This window comes from Cohnella cholangitidis (genome assembly GCF_014107495.1).
In the GTDB taxonomy this organism is placed as follows: Bacteria; Bacillota; Bacilli; order Paenibacillales; family Paenibacillaceae; genus Cohnella; species Cohnella cholangitidis.
On sequence record NZ_CP041969.1, the window covers coordinates 5,885,107 to 5,902,618 of the forward strand.

A 17,512-nucleotide genomic window follows, 5' to 3' on the forward strand; every position below is an offset into this window, starting at 1 on the left:
ACAAATTTTGATATGATGAAAGTTGTGAGTGTTTTTAATGACGTCGTCCTCGGGACGGCGAAGCTGGTTGAAATGTTGAGGAGTGGGAAATATGGCAAGACCCGTAATAGCCATCGTCGGAAGGCCAAATGTAGGCAAGTCCACGATTTTTAACCGGATCATCGGCGATCGGCTCGCGATTGTAGAAGATAAGCCGGGCGTTACACGCGACCGGATCTATGGGACAGGCGAATGGAATGGACGTTCTTTCAGCGTAATCGATACCGGAGGTATCGAGATCGACGGAGAAGACAGCTTGCTGCGTTCGGTTAGGACGCAAGCGGAGCTAGCCATCGAAGAAGCCGATGTCATTATATTCATGGTCGACGCCAAGGCAGGCGTCACGAACGCCGACGAGGAAGTCGCGCAAATGCTATTCCGTTCCCATAAGCCTATCGTGCTTGGGGTTAACAAAGTGGATAACTTGCAACGGATGGACGATATTTACGAATTCTACGTTCTCGGATTCGGCGATCCGGTACCGTTGTCGGGTTCGCACGGGATGGGAATCGGCGATTTGCTTGACGCCGCGGTCAACAAGCTGCCGGTTAAGGAAGATCAAGAGTATAATGACGACGTGATTAAGGTCGCCTTGATCGGCCGTCCGAATGTAGGCAAATCCTCGCTCGTGAACGCGATACTTGGGGAAGAGCGCGTTATCGTAAGCAATATCGCCGGTACGACGCGCGATGCGATCGATACGCCGTTCGAGAAGGATGGGCAGAAATACGTCCTCATCGACACTGCCGGGATGCGCAAACGCGGCAAAGTGTACGAAACGACGGAGAAATACAGCGTTATGAGAGCGATGCAGGCGATTGAACGCGCCGATGTCGTCCTTGTCGTCATTAACGGCGAAGAAGGCATTATCGATCAAGACAAGCATATTGCCGGATATGCCCATGAGAACGGCAAAGCGGCGATCTTCGTCGTCAATAAATGGGATGTCGTCGAGAAGAACGATAAAACGATGCAGCATTTTACGAACACGATCCGCGATCACTTCCTGTTCATGTCGTATGCGCCTGTCGTATTCTTGTCCGCTTTGACGAAACATCGTCTGACTAAGCTGTTCCCCGTCGTTAATCATGTTGCCGAGCAACATGCGCTGCGGGTACCTACCAATATCCTTAACGATATCATTTCGGATGCGGTAGCGATTAACCCTCCGCCTACGGACAAGGGACGCAGGCTGCGAATCAACTACGTTACGCAAGTCGCGGTCAAGCCGCCGACGTTGCTTATTTTCGTTAACGACCCCGAATTGATGCATTTTTCTTACGAACGGTATTTGGAGAACAAAATTCGCGCGGCTTTCGCATTCGAAGGTACTCCGCTCAGATTGTTCACCCGTAAGAAATCGGATCAAGAATAGGGGGAGCAAGGGTGTTGAATTCGATCATCGCGATAGTCATAAGCTACTTGTTAGGTTCGATATCTTTCAGCATATTATTTGCGCGTTGGCTTCGTAAAATCGATATTCGGGAACACGGGAGCGGAAATGCGGGAGCTACGAATACGCTGCGAGTCCTTGGCAAAGGACCCGCGATTGCGGTGTTCTTGCTCGATATCGCGAAAGGCTCCGCTGCGGTATTGATCGGGCTATGGATTGGAGACGGAAATAATTGGGTACCGGTTGCTTGCGGACTTGCGGCAATCGGAGGACATAACTGGCCGATCTATTTCCGCTTCAAGGGCGGTAAAGGAATCGCGTCGACGGTTGGAGCTTTAATCGTATGGGCGTTTTTGCCGACGTTAATCGCGGGAATCGTGGCGATTTTGATAATCGCTTTTACGCGATATGTATCGCTTGGTTCTATGGTATTCGCGGCTTTGCTTCCGATTTTGTTCTATCTATTCGGCTTGGAGCCTCCATATATCTGGGGAGCATTGATCGTGGCTGTACTAGCGATCGTCCGTCATCGCAAAAATATCGTGAAGCTGGTGAACGGTACGGAAAATAAGCTGGGGAGCAAAAAGGGTGAACCTCATGGCGCATAAGAAAATAGCGGTTCTTGTCGCGGGGAGCTGGGGGACGGCGTTGTCGCGGGTGTTGGCCGATAATGGACATTCGGTAACGCTTTGGACGCGCAAAGAAGCTCAAGCAAATGAAATCAATCAAGAGCGCCGCAACGAGAAGTTCCTTCCCGGCGCGAAGCTGCCGGAAGGGATTACGGCAACGACGGTAATGGCCGATGCCGTGAAGGAAGCCGAAGCGGTGCTGTTCGTCGCGCCATCGTCGGCTATGAGGGAAGTAGCGCGTCAAGCGGCTAGTTACTTACATAAAGACGCTTTGGTTATCCATGCCACTAAAGGATTCGAAAGCGACAGCCTCAAACGGATGTCTACGGTTCTAGCGGAGGAGCTTGGACGTTCGGAAGAGCAAATCGTCGTGCTATCCGGTCCGAGCCACGCGGAGGAAGTCATCAATCGCCATCCGACGACGATCGTCGTCGCCTCCAAGGAAATAGCCTGCGCTGAGGCGGCTCAAGACTTGTTCATGAACGAATCTTACTTCCGCGTATATACGAATCCGGATCTTATCGGAGTCGAGACGGCTGGCGCGATCAAAAACATTATCGCTCTCGGAGCGGGATTGTCGGATGGGCTCGGCTTTGGCGATAATGCCAAAGCGGCTTTAATTACGCGAGGTTTAGCGGAGATAGCTAGGCTCGGCGCGGCCATGGGAGCGAATCCGTTGACATTCGCCGGACTTGCCGGCGTAGGGGATTTGATCGTAACCTGTACCAGCCAGCATAGCCGGAATTGGAGAGCGGGCTCCATGCTCGCTCAGGGACTTCCGCTGGCAGAGGTGCTAGAACGAATGGGAATGGTCGTAGAGGGCGTGCGGACGACGAAAGCGGCGCATGCGCTTGCGGGCAATCACGACGTAGAGATGCCGATTACGGATCAACTGTACGCCGTTCTGTTCGAGGGGAAATCGCCGGAGAAAGCCGTAGGCGCGCTGATGGGACGGGTTCGTACGCATGAGATCGAGGAAATCGCGTCTACTGCCCAGGAAAAATGGTTTAAAGGCTAATTGTAAACTAGCCCGCACGCATTAGCTCTTCTCCTCATAGGATGGATTGCAAACATCCGAGGAGGGGTAGCGTGGACAAATTTCCTAAAGATCTTCTTGGCGCCGTAAATAAAAAAGCCGGAAAAAATATTTCCGAAAGCTCGATCAAAAAAATCGCCAGCAACGTCAAACCGGGCACGTTGCAAAGCGAAGCTCAAATTAGAGCTTTAATTAAGCAAGTGTCTACAATGGCTAACGTTCCCGTATCGGAAGATACGGTAAAAGAAATCGTTGGCGCGGTCAAGAAGAGCGGCATGAACTTGAACAGTCTCGAGTCCCTGGTCAAAATGATGATCAAGAAATAACTAAAGATGCCCGACTGAAGCTAGATAGCTCAGTCGGGCATCTTTGTACCGCCGACTGCCGATTTTGTCATAATTCGCTGAGAATGGTATAATACAATGCATTTGAGACAGTTGACGAGACGGAGGAAGACATAGATGGACATGATGCTGCAATTGTATGCGGCGGCCAAGCTAAGCGCGATGAACAAAATGTGGGTTTCCATGATCGGGATCGGCTTAATGGTGTTGGCGGCACTCGTTATTACATACGCAAGAAACAAGACCAAGGGCTGGGTTCGTCTAGTTCTTACATTAGTCGCGATTGTTATGCTTATTTACGGAATGATTTGCGGTCTATTATCTCTAGTTTAACGAATCATAATGGAGGGCATTTGCTTGATTACTTTAACTGGACGAACCCTCACGAAAACAGTCGAAGCCGTAATCGACCAAAGCTTGCTTGCGATAGCCCAGAAAGCGTCGATTGATTGGCAATTCAATTGCTCCCGGGGAACTTGCGCTAAATGCAGGTGCAAAATCATAGAAGGCTCAGAGCTGCTCTCGGAAGTAAACGACGCCGAATGGGACCGTCTGGGGCCGGATGAATTGGAAGCGGGATTCCGGTTAGGCTGTCAGGCTATCGTCGTCGCGGACGGGAATATTAAAGCGATGAATAAAACTTATTTTTGATCAATGAACCTAAAAGAACACTCACCTATAGAATGGAAGTGGCCCGTATGCGGAGTGATTGGCCGGTTTCCGCGCTTGCGCAATTGGCGGCAATGCTGGGAAACTGCGAAGCCCGTTGGGTTGTTGGAGGAAGCACGGGGTTAGCGCTTAGGGGAGCTCATCTGGATCGGGCTCCTCGGGATCTGGACATCTACGTGGATAACGATACGGTTGATTTGGTGCATGAGAGATTGCAAGCTCTTGCATTGGACGGACCGGTGGAAAATACGACGGAACGATATTACTCTACGCTTTCCCATTATCGAATCGACGATACGATGGTCGAACTGGTCGGGAGCTTTCGCGTATCGGCGTTGGAATGCTTGTATATAACGGAAGTGAACGGGTTCTTGTACCCCAACTGCGACAAGATAGACTTGGATGGGCATGAAGTCCCGCTCGTTCCGCTTGGCCATGAGCTTATTTTTAATTTGTTGCGTGAACGCCAAGATCGGGCGTTAGTCGCGGGAAAGTTAATTGCGGCGGACCCTTTGAGACATTTGCCGTTGCTTCAACGGTTAATTGGCAGAAATGCGATCTCGAATACAATTGCGGAAGAAGCTTTGAGGTTGGCGAGCTCCAATAGCTAATTTTCGCGGAAGGAGCCCATATGACAAATCAACATTCGGTTACCTTTCGCCCCGATGGCCGCACCGTATCGGTAAGACCCGGGACAACGCTGTTGGAAGCTTCCCGCCGTGCCGGGGTAACGATACGAACTCGCTGCGGAGGCGTAGCGGGCTGCCTGATGTGCAAGGTGCATGTGTCTGAAGATCAGTCGGAACGTCTGCAGCCGCCTACGCCGGCCGAGACGCGAAAGCTCGGCAGCAGTATGTTATCCGAAGGAGCGCGTCTTTCTTGCCAAGCCCGGACCAAAGGCAACGTTACGGTTACCGTGCCGGAGGATCCGTTAAAAGCGGCTATACGCAGGAGGTTAGCCGAGCAACAAGAAGACGACGAGGACTGGTTGAAATGAGCGTTACAGGAGGACTATTCATGAAGATGCTACAAATAACTAGAACTCTGGGCTTAGGCTTGCTTGCCTTGATCATGATGTCGTTAGCCGGTTGCTTGTATCCGGAGGACCAGACGCCGGGCAATCAGGCTTCGGCAAGGGAAGCGGTGTTGACGGTACAGGATGCGATTGATCGTTACCAGCTGCAAACCGGGCTTCTCCCGATACAGAATGCCGGCGAGTCCGTGCCTATTTACGAGAAATATAAAGTGGATTTCGGGAAACTTAAGCGCATGGGCTTCATTGCTCAGATTCCGTCCGCGGCTTTCGAGAACGGCGGTTCCTTTCAGTTTTTGATCATCGACGAGGAAACGAAACCGCAGGTGAAGCTTTTGGATCTGGCAACGTTCCAGTCGATTAACGACATCCAGAAAAAAATCAACGAATATCGTGCCAGCCATGGCAATCGAAATCCAGTAGGAGACGAGGTATACCCGGGATTTCCGTCCGTCGATTTTAAGAAGCTAGGCATGAAAGCCCCGGACATCGTTAGCGTGTATTCGCGTCAGACATTAAATGTACTAGTTGACGAACGAGGACAAGCTTACGTCGATTACGGAATCGATATTGCCACGGCGGTGAATAAGACGGAGAGTAAACCGCAGTCTGACGAAGATCTTAGAAGGGTGCTCATCGACGCCTCGTATTACGTGCCGGTTCGTTCTCCGGTATACCATTGGATAGATGGAGAACCTCGCGCCGTTTCCAAGTAATTTAAGCATTCGAATAAAACCGTATTTCCGAGTGGTTACCACTATTCCGGGAATACGGTTTTTCATGGCGTACGGATTCTATTAAATTTTTCCTGAAAATATTAAAGGAGATGACATACGTCTCTCTCTTCTCTCATATGCTCATGGGGGAAACAACAGGGGCACCGGCGGGCGTAAGTCGGCAGGGTAAACATTTTGCGCGGGGCGTCATAAACCGGGCGTTCGCACATACAATGTTACCAGTCCAAGTTCGTGTACGAGTTCCGCCCTCATGGCGGGTCACGAAAGTTTCGCGATTACGATGGGAGGGAATCTCAGTGGAAAAAGTGGACATTTTCAAGGATATCGCCGAACGCACCGGCGGTGATATCTACCTCGGGGTCGTGGGTGCCGTCCGCACGGGCAAATCGACCTTTATCAAACGGTTTATGGAAACCGTTGTACTTCCTAATATTGCGCATGAAGCGGATAGGGTCCGCGCGATCGACGAGCTGCCGCAAAGCGCGGCAGGCCGCACGATCATGACGACGGAGCCTAAGTTCGTACCGAATAACGCCGTTCAGCTCAAGGTGGCAGAAGGGCTGGAAGTGAACGTTCGCCTTGTGGATTGCGTGGGATATACCGTCGACGGCGCCAAAGGCTTCGAAGACGAAGGCGGTCCCCGGATGATCACGACGCCTTGGTTCGAAGATCCGATACCGTTCCAGGAAGCCGCGGAGATCGGCACTCGCAAAGTCATTCAAGAGCATTCCACACTCGGCGTCGTCGTCACTACCGACGGAACGATCGCGGAGATTCCTCGCAGCTCCTATATCGATGCGGAGGAGCGGGTCGTTAACGAATTGAAAGAGGTTGGCAAACCTTTCGTATTAATCGTAAACTCCGCGCGGCCCAAGAGCGATGAGGCGCAAGCCCTTCGCAACGAGCTAGCCGCTAAATACGATATTCCCGTCATGGCGGTAAGCGCCGCTACGATGGGAGAAGAGGAAGTCATGGGCGTGCTTCGCGAGGTGCTGTATGAATTCCCCGTACATGAAGTGAATGTCAATCTGCCTAGCTGGGTAATGGTGCTGAACGAAGGACATTGGCTCCGTTCCAGCTACGAGAATTCCGTACGGGAAACCGTGAAGGACATTCGCCGATTGCGCGACGTGGAACGGGTAGTCGCCCAATTCATGGAGTACGATTTCGTGGCACGCGCGGGTCTCAGCGGCATGAACATGGGGCAAGGCGTCGCGGAAATCGATCTGTACGCTCCCGACGAACTGTACGACAAGATCCTCATGGAGGTCGTCGGAACGGAGATTCGCGGCAAGGATCATCTTCTGCAGCTGATGCAGGAGTTCTCCCACGCGAAGCGGGAATACGACCGGTTCGCGGAAGCGCTCGAAATGGTCAAGACGACCGGATACGGAATCGCGGCTCCCTCGCTTGCGGAGATGGTGCTCGACGAGCCTGAGCTTATCCGTCAAGGCTCTCGCTTCGGCGTGAGGCTGAAGGCTACGGCTCCTTCGATCCATATGATCCGGGTAGACGTCGAATCCGAGTTCGCTCCGATTATCGGTACGGAGAAGCAAAGCGAGGAGCTCGTACGATATCTGATGCAAGATTTCGAGAAAGATCCGATCAAGATCTGGGAATCCGATATTTTCGGGCGCTCCTTGCACTCGATCGTCAGGGAAGGCATTCAAGGCAAAATCGCGATGATGCCTGACAATGCCAGATACAAGTTGCAGGAAACGCTGGGCCGTATAATCAACGAAGGCTCGGGTGGATTGATCGCGATAATATTGTAAAAACAGCAAGCGTCGAGAGCAGAGCGGTGATAAGTGCCGTTTCTGCGCTTGGCGTTTTTTTATTGTCTTGAGTTGGGGATCTGGACATGAAAATAGTGAAGACCAAGATGAATGATTCCTATAGAAGGAAATGTAAGCATTTTCTCGGTGTCAATTCTCGCAAAATCCTCGTTTTTTCTTGTCATTGCGGGGCAAATGTCCTAGAATGATGGATGGCGCACGAGCCCCGGTTTATTTCTGAAACTCTTAATTTATTTTCATAGACCAACCTTTTAATTCTTAAATACCGATTGACATACTCGGATTAAGCGATTATAGTAATTTTATCATCAATATGCAAGAGATAAATGGGGAGGCAGAATTTACATGACACAAAGAAAATTCAAAGGAACATGGCTCGCATTGGCGCTCGTATTCGTACTGGTGCTTGCGGCTTGCGGCAATAAGGAAGAGAACAACGCCGGTAGTTCGGCTCTGGCTTCCTCGTCCGCTTCTGCATCCGCTTCTTCCGAACCATCGGAAAGCGCATCTTCGCTAGAAGCGTTGAAAGGCAAAAAGATCGCGCTCGTAATGCGTTTTAACACAGGTACTTTCTCCGCTCAATACGTAGACGGAGTCAAGAAACAAGTCGCCAAGTACGGCGGAGAAGTTACCGTATTGGCTTCCGAGAACGATTTGGCGAAGATGTCCGCTAATTTGGATTCCGCGGTAAACCAGAAGTTCGATGGAATCCTAGTCGACCACGGCGACGCCGCGGCGCTTACGAACGGACTAAATAAGGCGAAGGAAGCCGGCATTCCGATCGTTGCGTTCGACTCCGGCCTTCAAGCGTTCGAAGGAATCACTAACTTGGCGCAAAACGACCAACAACTGGCCGAGTTTACCTTGGAGAAGCTTGCTGAAGAAGCAGGCGGCAAAGGGAACATCGTTAAAGTATGGGTAGCGGGTTTCCCTCCGATGGAGAGCCGCCAAATTTCATACAAAGCATTCATCGAGAAATATCCCGACATTAAAGAAATCGCCGCTTTCGGCGATGCGAGCAACCCGCAATTGGACACGCAGAATAAACTGGAAGCGGTATTGAAACAATATCCGAACAAAGGCGATATTACTGCGGTTTGGGCATCTTGGGACGAGTTCGCTAAAGGCGCGGCCAACGCGATTAAACAAGCCGGCCGCGATGAAATCAAAGTATACGGAATCGACCTTAGCGATGAAGACTTGAAGATGATTCAGGATCCGACTAGCCCATGGGTAGCATCCGCTGCCGTTGATCCGACTTCCATCGGAACCGTTCAAGTTAGATACTTGTACCAAAAGTTCAATGGCGACACGACCGAGCCGGTCGTACAACTTGAGCCGGTATTCGTTCACCGGGACGCTCTTCCTAAGGACAAAGTCATCACGACTGCAGAGCTTTCCCAATATGTCGAAGGTTGGGGCAGCAGCGACCTCGGAAACACGGATTACTTGAAAGAGCTCGAAGCTTCCGTTGGAGCGAAATAATCGGATAAATGCAGCTAAAGGTTAGGCATGGCACGGCGCGGGGATTAACCGCGCCGTGCCATGCTGTCATTACCCCATCACATAAGGCTCCGTCCGGAAAGGAGACGTTCATCGATGGCAACGAATCATAAGATCTCTGAATTGAACATGAGGAACATTTCGAAGTCTTTTGCCGGCGTACCCGCTCTGAACAAAGTGGATTTTAACGTAAAAGGCGGCGAAATTCACGCTTTGCTCGGTGCCAATGGCGCAGGGAAAAGCACGTTGATGAAAATTTTATCGGGCGCGTACGAGACCGATGAAGGTTCGATCGATTTGGAAAGCGGTTCCCATGTATTCCGTTCCCCGGCGGATTCCAAAGCCGCGGGCATTCATTGCGTCTATCAAGAGGTGGATACTTCCCTTGTTTCCCATCTCAGCGTGTCGGAAAATATTTTCCTCGATCAGCTAGCGACTTCCAAAGGGAAAGCGTGGCTGAAGTGGGGGAGCCTGCATGAAGAAGCGAAAGCGGTTTTGAACCAAATCGGGTTGTCGCTGTCGCCTAGGGCATTGATCAGGGATTTGACTTTGTCCGAGAAGCAGTTGGTGCTCATCGCCAGGCTGCTTGCCGAGAAAGCCAAGTTCGTTATTCTCGACGAGCCGACAGCTCCTTTGAGTTTGGAGGAAGCCGATAAGCTGTTCGGAATTATGGAAGGCTTGAAAAACGCGGGTATCGGAGTCATCTTTATCTCCCATCGCTTGCCGGAAGTTTTTCGGATCTGCGATCGGATAACGGTCATGCGCGACGGCGAACGGGTGCTCACCGAGCGCAAGGAAGATATCGACATGCAGGGAGTCGTAAGGGCGATGCTAGGCAGAAGCTTCGAGGACGAATTTCCGAAGCTGCCAGCCGACATCGGAGAGACGGTATTATCCGTTCAAGGCTTGGAAGCGGGAAGACGCGTTCGCGGCGTCGATCTGGAAGTTCGGCGCGGGGAGATCGTTGCGATCGTCGGCTTGGTCGGGGCGGGCAAATCGGAGTTGTCCAGAGTCTTGTTCGGGGCAGATCCCGCCGACCGGGGGACGGTAACCGTCGCCGGCAAACCTGCCACGCTGGGCAATCCGTCGGAAGCGGTGCAATCCGGCATTGCGCTTATCCCCGAGGAGAGACGCAAAGAAGGAATACTCGTCCGAGAGTCCGTTCTACATAATCTCAGCTTGCCGATTCTCAAGTCGATCAGCCGCTTGGGCTTCCTGTCAGGCAAGGCTGAGCGCGACTTCGCGAACGGGCAAATCGCCGGACTGGGGATCAAATCTTCATCCGTAAACCAACTGACCGCGTTCCTGAGCGGAGGGAACCAGCAGAAGGTCGCGATCGGCAAATGGCTCGGCACGGAAGCGGACGTGTATTTATTCGACGAGCCTACGAAAGGCGTGGACGTCGGGGCGAAGAGCGATATTTTCCGTATCATCGGCAAGCTCGCCCAGCAAGGCAAAGGCATTGTTTACTTGACCTGCGAGTTCGCCGAAGCGCTTGGGCTGGCGGATCGAATTCTGGTCATGTGCGACGGAGCCATCGTAAAATCATTCAACCGCGGCGAAGCGACGCAAGAGGACTTATTGTTGTATGCCAGCGCGGGTCGGGAGGAATTAGCGTGAAAAAACATCTTCTGCCGTTCACGTTCAAATACGGCGCTCTCGTGTTCATCGGGCTGGTCATTTTGTTTTTCTCGATCAGAAACGAGTACTTTTTCACTTACAGCAATCTTACGGACATCCTTCGCTCCATTTCCATCGTTACATTCGTTGCAATAGGAGTTACGATATCGCTGACCGTCGATGGCTTCGATCTTTCCGTCGGATCTACCGTATCGTTATCGACCGTTCTTACGGCTACGATGATGGTGTGGTTCGAAATGCCGCTTATCGTCGTTCTGATCGTTCCGATCGCCGTCGGCGCGATAGTCGGCTTGCTGAACGCTCTGTTAATCGTGAAGATCCGCATACCGGATTTGCTGGCGACGTTAGCGGTCATGTACATCGTTAACGGAATTCATAAAACCTACACCAAAGGTTATTCGATCTATAACAATATGCCATTGCCCGACGGCACTACCGCCCCTGGCGTCATGAGCAAGGAGTTCTTATGGATCGGGCAAGGAAAGCTGCTAGGCGTTCCTTTCCCCGTTATTCTGATGCTGCTGGCCGTCATTGCCGCGCACGTGTTCTTCAAGTATACCCGCTGGGGTCGACAGATGATTATGACCGGCGGCAACGAAGAGGCCGCGCGCCTGTCCGGCCTCAAGGTCAAGAGAGTCCGCACGCTTGCTTACGTCGCTTCCGGTATTTTCGCCTCGATCGGCGGTATCTTGTTCGCTTCGCGGATCGGTTCCGGCCAGATCGACGCGGGGGCGCCGATGCTCATGGAGTCCGTTGCCGCGGTGTTCGTAGGTTATTCGGTGTTCGCGGCGGGGCGGCCCAACATCATCGGTACGTTTTTCGGGGCGGTACTCATGGGCGTGCTCGTTAACGGATTAACGATGATGAACGTGCAATATTACACGAACGATATTATCAAAGGCGCGGTATTGGTTCTTGCCCTTGCCGTCACTTTCATCCATCTCAACCGCCGAAAAGCATGACGAATCGCCCGAAAATCGCGCCACGCTTGAAACTTCGCGGTAGGCAAGTGTATAATTTCTGATGAAACGGATAAACAGATACTATGCCATTGTGCCGTAATGGGAGGTGAATGCAATGAATAAAACCGAATTGATCTCCAAAGTGGCCGAATTGGCCGACTTGTCCAAGAAGGACGCGACTCAAGCGGTTGACGCTGTTTTTGACGTTATTTCCGAGGCTCTTCAGAACGGAGATAAAGTACAACTCGTAGGGTTTGGTAACTTCGAGGTTCGCGAACGCTCCGCTCGTAAAGGACGTAACCCGCAAACGGGTGTCGAAATCGAAATTCCGGCCGGGAAAATCCCCGCATTCAAGCCGGGTAAAGCGCTTAAAGACGGCATCAAGTAAGGAGTCGTCTAGTCCTGAACATTCGTGATATACGATAGGGTGCATTCCTAGCTTGCTAGGAATGCACCCTTTTTCGTTGCCAATCCGGACGGCGAATCTTGCGAGGGTAAACGGCGATATGCTATAATAGCGCAAGCAGCGAGCATGCTAGGCATACATAAGTTGGCGAGCCGCCTTAAATCGGGACGTGGCGCAGCCTGGTAGCGCGCACCCTTGGGGTGGGTGAGGTCGAGAGTTCGAATCTCTCCGTTCCGACCATTACATAACCGTAGACCGCTTTCTCGCACGGATGATGTGAGGAAGCTGTTTTTATCTGGCGGCAATCTATTTTATCCTTCCGCAGGAATTCTAAGAAGGAGGTTCGATAAGCTATGAGTTCGGAACAACAAGAATATATCGTAATCAAGGCTAAAGATAGCGGAGTGCAAGTCATCGGATTAACCCGCGGCCAAGATACCAAATTTCATCATACGGAGAAGCTGGATAAGGGCGAAGTGATGATCGTTCAATTCACCGACCACACGTCCGCCATGAAAATCAGAGGCAAAGCGACGATCCTGACAAAACACGGAACGATCGATACCGACGCGTAAAGCGGACTTTTTGAACAACCTTTTGTCGCAAGAGTTCAAAAAGGATCAACCTCTTCAAGGAGTGCAGGCATAGCCTGCCCTTTTTATTTGTACAATGGGTAAGGAGGAGCCTCTCGCGAAAGGGGAAATCGCCATGCCCATGTTTCCGATCAGACAATGGGGAGTTATGATTGTCGTTGGCATTGTAGTCGTCTTGTTGTTAAGCCGGATTCCGTCCTTGGAACAAGCGCTTCAAGAGCGTCGGCAAACCGTTGCCGTATTTCAGCCGTCTCAAGCGAAATGGTTAACGGACGACAATATGGTAGACAGGTTGGCCCGGCTGCCGTTACAGGATCGATTGGTGAAGGTCGGTTGGGATCACGCGATTCTGACGATCGACATGCAAGGAGCGATCCCGGAGGAAGTGTGGGCGGATATCGGCCGATTGATTATTTTTCCTATTCGGAAGTCAATAATGTCAAACAAGTGCTTATTAGGGTGTTCTCGGAAACCGAGAGTCGCCGTCTGCTGCTTACGGCGGAGACCCGAAAGGCCGATTGGACGGATAAAGAATTAGCCGAGATGGAGGGAATCCCATTCCATATCGGATCCGAAACGAACGCGAACCTGCGTCTTTCGATGACTTCTGCCGGAAGGCGTTGGATCGCAAATTTTGCAAATTCATGAACAAAGTCCTAGGCTTATGCGAGCCCATCTCGGTTATGTTATAATAATTGAAATGACCCTTGGTAGATAAGGTGCCTGGCAGCGTGTTCGGAGGCGGAAGCAATGAATAGATTACGGATTACACAGATGGCCAACAAATACATGAATCACGAAATGATCAGTCTTCATACGGAATTGCCGGAATTTCCCGATGGCAGGATTTCTTTGTTATATACGGTTCTTAGCCATCAACCGGGTGCGGTTCCGCATAAAGACCTGCTCTCGATCGTGACCTCTCTCGTTCAAATGGGGTTAGACACCCATGACATGGTCGAGAATGAGACGAACCCGGCGCAAAAAGGGATGTTAAGCATGCGCGCGCAGCAGTTGAAGGTGCTCGCCGGAGATTATTTCAGCAGCCGCTTCTATCATCTGTTGTCGCAAGCGGGCAGATCGAGACGATTCGCCATCTTAGCGAAGCCGTATGCAACATCAACCGGGCCAAGATGAGCTTGTATGGCAAAATGAAGCAAATGAAATTAAACGCTGAAGAATATATCCATTACGGCGCAGAACTTAAATCTGGGCTTTTCCTCTCGTTTACGGGTTTTATGAGCGGCTTGTACGAACGGTTATGGCCGGAGCTCGTCGAACGCTTCAGCCGGTGCGAAGTATTGCTTCAAGAGCTTCGCAAACTCGACGAAAAAACTTCGCTCGACAGCAGTTGGGGCGTATGGCATATTCTTCATGAAGGCGCGGAAGAAGATCGGCGGATTCTCGCCGATCGCCGGGAAGATCCTAACTTGATCGTCAGCATGCTGAACAAATATGACATCGCGGAAAAATTAGGCGGCTTGTTGCGCCAATCGACCGGACAACTGCAAACGTTGCTTCAGAAACTTCAATCGGACAAGTTGCTGCGCGAGCTGCAGCCTTTGCTTGAGCCGTTCCTGCAAGCAACGGGACAGCAAAGGGCAACCGCATTGAAGGAGCTGGGATAACGATCATGATGGATGCGGAATCGAAAACGAAGCACGTGCACGAGGTGTTCGAGAGTATCGCGCCTAAGTACGATATGATGAATGACATCATCAGCTTCAGAAGACATAAAGCTTGGCGTCGGTTTACGATGCGCAAGATGGACGTACAGCCGGGGCAAACTTCGCTTGATCTTTGCTGCGGAACGTGCGATTGGACGATCGCGCTCGCTAAAGCGAGCGTCAAGGGCAAGACGGTCGGCCTTGACTTCAGCCGCAACATGCTCGACATCGGACAAGTCAAAGTAGATAAACTGGGCTTAAGCTCGCAAATTACTTTGGTACAGGGTAACGCGATGGAATTGCCATTCAAGGACAATTCGTTCGACTTCGTAACGATCGGATTCGGGCTTAGAAATATACCTGATATCGTCCAGACGCTTAAGGAAATGAAACGGGTAGTCAAGCCGGGCGGGAAAATCGTATGCATCGATATGTCCAAGCCGACTTGGCAGCCGTTCAAAGGCATATATTATTTTTATTTCGAGAAAGTCATGCCGTTATTCGGGAAATGGTTTGTTAAAAGTTATGAGCAATATCGCTGGCTGCCTGAGTCTTTGAAGACATTCCCTGACTTGCAGGAACTCGCAGAGCTATTTCGCACCGTCGGAATGCGTAACGTGAAAGCATATCCGTTTGCGGGCGGAGTCGCGGCGTTGCACATCGGAACGAAGGGAAATGAAGGTCAATGATTTCAAAGCTTCGCGTTTTTCTAGAAATGATTAAATTCGAACATACTTTGTTCGCATTGCCATTCGCATTTGTCGGGGCGATCCTCGGCGCGGTTACGGTCGAAGGACGATTGCCGGAATGGAGCGAATGCGGATGGATTTTGCTAGCCATGGTCGGCGCGCGGACGGCGGCTATGGGACTGAACCGCGTCATCGACAAAGCGATCGACGGGCGTAATCCAAGAACGGCCATGAGGGCGATTCCCGCAGGACTGTTAAAATCCAAAGACGTACTGATCTTCATTATAATTTCTTTCGTCTTGCTGTTTTGGGCCGCAGCCCAACTAAATAGCCTTGCCGTCAAATTATTGCCGCTTGCCGTGTTTATGATGGTCATCTATTCTTACACCAAAAGATTTACTTGGGCGTGCCATCTCGTGCTAGGGTTGACGATCGGTCTTGCGCCGCTTGGAGGCTGGGTAGCGGTTACGGGCGGCATGACGTGGACGGCCATCATTCTGTATATTACCGTTGCGTTATGGACGGCGGGTTTCGACGTTATCTATGCTTGCCAAGACGTTGAATTCGACCGTAAGGAGGGCTTGCATTCCATTCCGGCGAAATTCGGAATTTCGCGCGCGTTAGGAATCGCTCGTTCACTTCATGCCCTTACGGCTGCCGGGTTCGCCCTGTTGCTCGTTCTGACGGATTTAAGCTGGTGGTATTTCGCCGGTACGATCGTAGCGGCCGGGTTGTTGCTATACGAACATAGGCTTGTGAAACCTAACGACTTAAGCAAGTTGAATGCGGCGTTTTTCACGATGAACGGTATTCTTAGCGCCGTCATTTTCGTCTTCACTTTCATTGATCTGGTGGTGGTGAGGTCGTGGTAACGAGAACGGCCGAAGCCGGGAAACAAGCTCAATTTCCTAGGTGGGTCGTCGGTATTACCGGCGCCAGCGGCGCCGTATATGGAATTACATTATGCCGGCAATTGCTTCATGCCGGTTTTCATCTTCACCTCGTCATATCCGATGCGGGTTGGCGTGTCCTGAAAGAAGAGCTAGGTTGGAATGTTTCCCGCAGGGCAGACTGTTTAAACCACGCTTTCGAACATGCGTTGGAAGAAGGGCGGATGACTTATCATCCGCTTAATGACATTGGAGCGAGTATTGCAAGCGGATCGTTCCTTTGCGAGGGTATGGTCGTTATTCCTTGCTCCATGGGCTCGCTGTCCGCGATCGCGAACAGCGCATCGACGAATTTGCTTACCCGAGCTGCGGATGTCATGCTTAAGGAAGGTCGCCCATTGCTTATCGTTCCAAGAGAGACTCCGCTTCATGCGATACATCTGGAGAACATGCTTAAGCTTGCCCGGCTCGGAGTACGGATTATTCCGGCAATGCCGGCTTTCTATCAAGGCCCGCAAACGTTGGAGGACATTGTATCCTTCATGGTCGGCAAAGTAATGGATAGCATGGGCATCGAACATAATCTATACAAAAGATGGGGACAACCCAATGAATAATGAATACGAACGGCCGATTAAGCTTGGCCGAATTTCTTATACGAATGCTTGGCCCGTATTCCACCATTTCGATCCAGCAGCGCTCTCTTTTCCAACGGAGATTCACTCCGATATGCCCGCAACCTTGAATCGCAAGCTAAGGGCCGGGGAGATAGACATGGCCGCCATATCCTCATATGCATATGGCATTTCGTCCGACACCTATTATTTGCTTCCCAATCTGTCCGTGAGCTCCAACGGAAGGGTTCAATCGATCCTGCTATTTCTGAAATCCCCGTTGGAAGAGGTCATTCACGGGAAAATCGCGTTAACGACCACCTCGGCAACATCCGTTAACTTACTGAAGATTATCATGGAGAAATTTTACGGCGGCAAACCGACTTATGAAGACGCGGAGCCTTCTCTGGAAAAAATGCTGGAAAACGCGGATGCGGCCCTATTAATCGGAGATCATGCGATTCGGGCTTCCTGGACGAAACACGGATATCGCGTGTTGGATTTGGGAGAGGTTTGGAACGTATGGACCGGGCATTGGATGACATACGCGGTATGGGCCGTTCATAAGAAAACCGCGAATCGTTACCCTGATGCGATTCATCATATTTACGAGCATCTGCTCGAGAGCAAAAATAAATCGTATCGCAACATGGAACCGATCGTCGCCAAAGCGTTGAGTCAAATCGGAGGTACTTCCGAATATTGGCACAACTATTTCGCTACTTTATGTCATGATTTCGGGCCGGAACAGAAAGCCGGGCTGCAATTATATTTCCGGTACGCTAGAGAACTAGGACTTATGGCCAACGATGTCGAGCTTCTGGAATTGCCAGTCCAACGCGTAATAGATAACCTTCCAAACTGCAGGTGA

22 protein-coding genes and 1 tRNA gene are annotated in these 17,512 nt (G+C 51.2%); all 23 read left to right on the forward strand.

Features of this window, described 5'->3' with window-relative positions:
* Window positions 1-91: 91 nt before the first annotated feature.
* Complete coding sequence (gene der / locus FPL14_RS26855; protein ID WP_182300595.1) at window positions 92-1,414, forward strand: ribosome biogenesis GTPase Der; 1,323 nt, start codon at window positions 92-94, stop codon at window positions 1,412-1,414.
* Window positions 1,415-1,425: 11 nt separating this feature from the next.
* On the forward strand, window positions 1,426-2,040 hold the full coding sequence (gene plsY, locus FPL14_RS26860) for a glycerol-3-phosphate 1-O-acyltransferase PlsY (protein ID WP_182300596.1): 615 nt from the start codon (window positions 1,426-1,428) through the stop codon (window positions 2,038-2,040).
* The gene (locus tag FPL14_RS26865) at window positions 2,030-3,079 is read left to right on the forward strand and encodes an NAD(P)H-dependent glycerol-3-phosphate dehydrogenase (RefSeq protein ID WP_182300597.1); all 1,050 of its coding nucleotides are present in this window, start codon (window positions 2,030-2,032) and stop codon (window positions 3,077-3,079) included. Before plsY ends, FPL14_RS26865 begins: the two co-directional genes overlap by 11 nt.
* A gap of 41 nt (window positions 3,080-3,120) precedes the next feature.
* Window positions 3,121-3,423: a stage VI sporulation protein F gene (locus tag FPL14_RS26870; RefSeq protein WP_182300598.1), complete on the forward strand. Its 303-nt coding sequence runs from the start codon at window positions 3,121-3,123 to the stop codon at window positions 3,421-3,423.
* A 135-nt stretch (window positions 3,424-3,558) separates the two neighbouring features.
* Window positions 3,559-3,774 carry a DUF2768 family protein gene (locus FPL14_RS26875; protein WP_229263687.1) on the forward strand — a complete coding sequence of 72 codons (216 nt, stop codon included), beginning with the start codon at window positions 3,559-3,561 and terminating at the stop codon, window positions 3,772-3,774.
* Between the two features lie 24 nt (window positions 3,775-3,798).
* Window positions 3,799-4,092, forward strand: a complete 294-nt coding sequence (locus FPL14_RS26880; RefSeq protein WP_182300599.1) for a 2Fe-2S iron-sulfur cluster-binding protein — start codon at window positions 3,799-3,801, stop codon at window positions 4,090-4,092.
* 47 nt (window positions 4,093-4,139) lie between these two features.
* The gene (locus tag FPL14_RS26885) at window positions 4,140-4,721 is read left to right on the forward strand and encodes a nucleotidyltransferase domain-containing protein (RefSeq protein ID WP_182300600.1); all 582 of its coding nucleotides are present in this window, start codon (window positions 4,140-4,142) and stop codon (window positions 4,719-4,721) included.
* 20 nt (window positions 4,722-4,741) lie between these two features.
* A complete protein-coding gene (locus tag FPL14_RS26890; RefSeq protein WP_182300601.1) occupies window positions 4,742-5,107 on the forward strand; it encodes a 2Fe-2S iron-sulfur cluster-binding protein in 366 nt (121 codons plus the stop codon).
* Window positions 5,108-5,127: 20 nt separating this feature from the next.
* Complete coding sequence (locus FPL14_RS26895; RefSeq protein ID WP_182300602.1) at window positions 5,128-5,859, forward strand: hypothetical protein; 732 nt, start codon at window positions 5,128-5,130, stop codon at window positions 5,857-5,859.
* Window positions 5,860-6,176: 317 nt separating this feature from the next.
* A complete protein-coding gene (gene spoIVA, locus FPL14_RS26900) occupies window positions 6,177-7,655 on the forward strand; it encodes a stage IV sporulation protein A (protein WP_182300603.1) in 1,479 nt (492 codons plus the stop codon).
* 366 nt (window positions 7,656-8,021) lie between these two features.
* Window positions 8,022-9,161, forward strand: coding sequence for a sugar ABC transporter substrate-binding protein (locus FPL14_RS26905; RefSeq protein WP_182300604.1), 1,140 nt, complete (start codon window positions 8,022-8,024; stop codon window positions 9,159-9,161).
* A 114-nt stretch (window positions 9,162-9,275) separates the two neighbouring features.
* The gene (locus FPL14_RS26910; RefSeq protein ID WP_229263688.1) at window positions 9,276-10,799 is read left to right on the forward strand and encodes a sugar ABC transporter ATP-binding protein; all 1,524 of its coding nucleotides are present in this window, start codon (window positions 9,276-9,278) and stop codon (window positions 10,797-10,799) included.
* Window positions 10,796-11,782: an ABC transporter permease gene (locus FPL14_RS26915; protein ID WP_182300605.1), complete on the forward strand. Its 987-nt coding sequence runs from the start codon at window positions 10,796-10,798 to the stop codon at window positions 11,780-11,782. The genes FPL14_RS26910 and FPL14_RS26915 overlap by 4 nt, the downstream gene beginning before the upstream one ends.
* 115 nt (window positions 11,783-11,897) lie before the next feature.
* Window positions 11,898-12,170: an HU family DNA-binding protein gene (locus FPL14_RS26920; protein WP_182300606.1), complete on the forward strand. Its 273-nt coding sequence runs from the start codon at window positions 11,898-11,900 to the stop codon at window positions 12,168-12,170.
* Window positions 12,171-12,351: 181 nt separating this feature from the next.
* Window positions 12,352-12,428: transfer RNA gene (locus FPL14_RS26925), tRNA-Pro, on the forward strand.
* A 113-nt stretch (window positions 12,429-12,541) separates the two neighbouring features.
* A complete protein-coding gene (mtrB, locus tag FPL14_RS26930; protein WP_182300607.1) occupies window positions 12,542-12,763 on the forward strand; it encodes a trp RNA-binding attenuation protein MtrB in 222 nt (73 codons plus the stop codon).
* A 133-nt stretch (window positions 12,764-12,896) separates the two neighbouring features.
* The gene (locus tag FPL14_RS26935; RefSeq protein WP_182300608.1) at window positions 12,897-13,319 is read left to right on the forward strand and encodes a hypothetical protein; all 423 of its coding nucleotides are present in this window, start codon (window positions 12,897-12,899) and stop codon (window positions 13,317-13,319) included.
* A gap of 212 nt (window positions 13,320-13,531) precedes the next feature.
* Window positions 13,532-13,918, forward strand: coding sequence for a heptaprenyl diphosphate synthase component 1 (locus FPL14_RS26940; RefSeq protein ID WP_182300609.1), 387 nt, complete (start codon window positions 13,532-13,534; stop codon window positions 13,916-13,918).
* 14 nt (window positions 13,919-13,932) lie between these two features.
* The gene (locus FPL14_RS26945; RefSeq protein ID WP_182300610.1) at window positions 13,933-14,409 is read left to right on the forward strand and encodes a hypothetical protein; all 477 of its coding nucleotides are present in this window, start codon (window positions 13,933-13,935) and stop codon (window positions 14,407-14,409) included.
* An 8-nt stretch (window positions 14,410-14,417) separates the two neighbouring features.
* The gene (locus tag FPL14_RS26950) at window positions 14,418-15,137 is read left to right on the forward strand and encodes a demethylmenaquinone methyltransferase (RefSeq protein WP_182304186.1); all 720 of its coding nucleotides are present in this window, start codon (window positions 14,418-14,420) and stop codon (window positions 15,135-15,137) included.
* Window positions 15,134-16,009, forward strand: a complete 876-nt coding sequence (locus FPL14_RS26955; protein WP_182300611.1) for a UbiA-like polyprenyltransferase — start codon at window positions 15,134-15,136, stop codon at window positions 16,007-16,009. Before FPL14_RS26950 ends, FPL14_RS26955 begins: the two co-directional genes overlap by 4 nt.
* Window positions 16,003-16,644, forward strand: a complete 642-nt coding sequence (locus FPL14_RS26960) for a UbiX family flavin prenyltransferase (protein WP_182300612.1) — start codon at window positions 16,003-16,005, stop codon at window positions 16,642-16,644. The genes FPL14_RS26955 and FPL14_RS26960 overlap by 7 nt, the downstream gene beginning before the upstream one ends.
* Entirely contained in the window at window positions 16,637-17,512 is an 876-nt protein-coding gene (locus FPL14_RS26965) for a menaquinone biosynthetic enzyme MqnA/MqnD family protein (protein ID WP_182300613.1), read from the forward strand. Before FPL14_RS26960 ends, FPL14_RS26965 begins: the two co-directional genes overlap by 8 nt.